At 64.2% G+C, this 3,301-nt stretch carries 2 protein-coding genes and 2 pseudogenes; 2 read left to right on the top strand and 2 right to left on the bottom strand.

All coding sequences use genetic code 11. From position 1 onward, the window contains the following. Positions 1 to 896: 896 nt before the first annotated feature. Together ABZ471_RS48125 and ABZ471_RS48120 are read right to left on the bottom strand one after the other, a co-directional pair. Positions 897 to 1,058 (bottom strand): annotated as a pseudogene (locus tag ABZ471_RS48125) (IS5/IS1182 family transposase); the annotation flags it as partial. 54 nt (positions 1,059 to 1,112) lie between these two features. Further along, positions 1,113 to 1,368 (bottom strand): annotated as a pseudogene (locus tag ABZ471_RS48120) (IS110 family transposase); the annotation flags it as partial. A gap of 271 nt (positions 1,369 to 1,639) precedes the next feature. On the opposite strand from ABZ471_RS48120, the gene ABZ471_RS48115 reads away from it, so the two are divergent. Next, complete coding sequence (locus ABZ471_RS48115; RefSeq protein WP_359075484.1) at positions 1,640 to 2,422, top strand: helix-turn-helix domain-containing protein; 783 nt, start codon at positions 1,640 to 1,642, stop codon at positions 2,420 to 2,422. Between the two features lie 21 nt (positions 2,423 to 2,443). Then, a complete protein-coding gene (locus tag ABZ471_RS48110) occupies positions 2,444 to 3,118 on the top strand; it encodes a response regulator transcription factor (RefSeq protein ID WP_359075483.1) in 675 nt (224 codons plus the stop codon). The last annotated feature ends 183 nt before the right edge of the window (positions 3,119 to 3,301 follow it).

The raw sequence follows: 3,301 nt of genomic DNA, 5'->3' as shown, positions 1-3,301 counted from the left end.
CCAGTACCGGCCCGACACCCTCAACGGCTTCATAGCAGGCACCGGCCTGACCCCCGACGACCCAACGTCACCTTGACGAGCCGAAGTCAGTAACGCCCCCTCAAGTCCTCAGAGACGGTCTACGGGCTTTTCTGGAGGCGACGCAGCGCAACTCCAGCACGACACTCGCATGTTCTGAAGCCTACGGGCCCGGAAGAACGGCACAGGGCGGGTGCCCTGTGCCGTTCGGATGAATCACACGCCGCATTCGCTCCCTACGTCTACGCTGACTTCCCGGTGTCCGCCGGTGCAGAGACGGTTTGCTGACCGTCGGCGGTATCAGTGCCCCTTTCCGCTGGGGTGACTGCCATGATCCGCGGAGGTACTGTTCGAGAAGCAGTCAAATACCAGCGAGGCAGATGCCGACGCGCCAGTCCCCGACGCCGAACCAGAGCCCGACACGTCAGCCCCCGCCGAACCATGCTCACCCGACGAGCCAGTCGGGGCCGCTCCTCCCCCATTGGCACAGGCCGTGACATCCGCCCTATTGGGAACCGCGCTCGGAGCTGCACCTGGCTCTGCGGCAAATGCCCCCGGTAGCAGCACACCGGCTGTCAGGACGACCACTGCGCCCGTCGCGATGGCGACGTTCCTCTTTCTGTTGTTGCTTCTTTTGTGGCTCAACGCTCTGTGACCTCCAGAGACTGCCGGCCCGCGGGAGGGCCGACCTGTACGATTTGCGCAGCCCACACGCCCCCCGACTACTCCCCCGTACGTCTGCCACGCCGAAACAGCTCAACGCGGCGGTAACTAGCAGGGTGGTGAGGTGCCTGTGCGCCGAGACCGGGATACGTCGAAGATTTAATTTAGAAATTATGAATGAAATTCACCTATCGATTCCGACTCGCTGAGTTCTTTCAGCGCTGCCGCTCCAGAGTGAGCACGGCCGCGGAGATTGACGACATTCGATTCGGACTGCACCGAGACCTGCGGAAGATCCGCCAGGACTTCAGTTGGGCGACGCCGCGCTCGACCGGTGCCCGTGCTGTGGACAGCGCTCGGTTGACGGTTTGCTGGGTCGGGTGAGGTCACGGCCTGGCGGGCGTCTGAGGCGGACGTGTGTGTTGCAGGTTCGCGGCTTCGATCGCTGCGGCCGCGACGGCGGACGCATTGCGGACCTTGCGGTTGGCCAACCAGGCGGGGAGCCGTGACTGGCCGATGCGCTGCAGGCTGGCGGGGGTCTGGTAGCCGGCCAGGAAGGTGAGCGCGGCTTTGGAGGTGTCTGTAGTCGAAGGCACGCTCGAGGGCGGGAGAGTACTCCAGCAGTTGGGCGCGAAGCCGGTTGCTGGCGCGGGTGCGGTCTGCGGAGAGGTCTCTGTGGATCGTCAGAGTCTGACTTTCGTTTGCGACTGAACGGCGTTCCGCCTGGCGACGTAACGAATGCATACGTGAGGCTGACAGCTCGGTGACTGCCTCTGGGGTGGGTTGTGCCGGGGCATGTGGCTCGTGTTCGAACGCAGGGGGTGTGGCGGTGCTTTCGAAGGGTGCGTCCGACATTCTCGATGTCATGTCCTGGTTTCCTGCAGAGGCCGCTGGACCTGCGGCGGCTGGTGTGGGCCCTGCTTCGGCGAACCATTCCCGCAGTGTGCTTGAGGGAGCTTTGGCGGTTCTGATTGGCGGGCTGCTGGCACCTGGCGGGGAGGAAAGGCAGGAGCGGACGGAGGGGGCGCGCGGGGCGCGGGACAAGCTGATGGAAGCCTTCCTGGCGCCTCAAGTGCCGGAAGCATGGATGATCGCAGAGCTTGCCTGTGCAGCAGGCTGGTGCGAGACGGAGATGGTGCGCGCAGTGGTGGTCAGGCTTGACCGGCATCGTCCCGTCACCCTTGCGGAGAGCGAGGCGGTGTTGGCCAGTGTCAGTGGCGGCGAGATCCAGATGCTGGCCCTGGAGTCGTGCCTGAACACGCCCAGCAAAGTCCGGGTGGTACCGGAGAGGTTCTCGGCTGCGGTGGGCCCGGTGGTCCCCCTCGCCGAGGCGTGGATTTCCATGATCTGGGCGCGTCGCCTGGTTCGCTGCCTTCACGGCACGTACGGCGGTCAGAACAGGGTGGCCCTCGTGGACGACCACTTGGCCCTGCTCATGCTGCTGCAGGATGGCCGGCTCGCTGACCGGTTCATGAGCCGCTGGCTGGAACCTCTCAATGGCCTAACCCTGCGCCAGAAGCAGCGTGTGGTGGAGACCTTGCTGGTGATGCTGGATGGCATCGGGACGCAGGCGGCCGCACGCACCCTACGCGTCCATCCGCATACTGTCAGGTACCGGATGAAACAGATCGAGCGACTGTACGGGAGTGCCCTGCGTGATCCGGGGTGCCGGTTTGAACTGCGGCTGGCACTGCACATGGGCTGCCTGGCCGTGCAGATGCGGGGCACTGATGGTGCATGACGGTTTGGCTCTGGAGGATTGATGATCAGCGTCCTGCTTGTCGATGATGAGCAACTCGTACGCCAGGGAATCCGCCTTGTCCTCGAATCGGCCGGTGACATCAGTGTCGTCGGAGAGGTGAGTGACGGTTTCGGGGTCGTATACGCGGTGCGCCGCCACAGGCCGGATGTGGTCATCATGGACATCCATATGCCTGGGCTCGATGGACTTGAGGTGATCGGGATGCTCACCGGAATACCGAACAGGCCTCGTATCGTCATGCTCACGGCACATGCGCTTGATGAGTACCTGTACCGGTCCCTGAATGCTGGCGCCGATGGGTTCCTGGTGAAGGACATCTCACCGCACGAACTGATCGCTGGAGTCCGGAGCATCGCCGAGGGCGACGCACTTGTGTCGCCCTCCATGACACGACGCCTGATCGAGAGCTATACCACCTCAGCCGGGGCGCGTGGCAATGAGGCCAGGAACACGGTGGACGGCCTGCCCGCTGATCAGCGTTACCTTCTAATGCTGATCGCGCACGGGATGTCCAATGCGGAGATCGGCAGGATCCGCCGCGAGTCCGAATCGCGGGTGAAGGCTCACGTCAGCTTCTTGCTGCGCACCTTGGGCCTGTCCAACCGAGTGCAGGCGGCGACACTGGCATGCACGGCTGGTCTCCTCGACCAGCCACTTCCGGCTCCGCCGCCATAGTACGCCAGTCAGAATTCGTGTTCTGAGCTGGTTCTTCTTCGGTAGTGGCAGCGGCGGGCGATGGCTTGGGGCCGGGAAGGAATCGGACTCCTGCGGAGCAGGGCAGAGGCAGCCGGATCGCCGCCAGGGCGATCCGGCGTCCACCCGACGACTGGGTTAGGCAGCCCAACTGTCAGTGCCCCC

This window comes from Streptomyces sp. NPDC005728 (assembly GCF_040630895.1).
In the GTDB taxonomy this organism is placed as follows: domain Bacteria; phylum Actinomycetota; class Actinomycetes; order Streptomycetales; family Streptomycetaceae; genus Streptomyces.
Note: the sequence above shows the minus strand (reverse complement) of the source record. Positions and strands in the feature narration are given on the sequence as shown.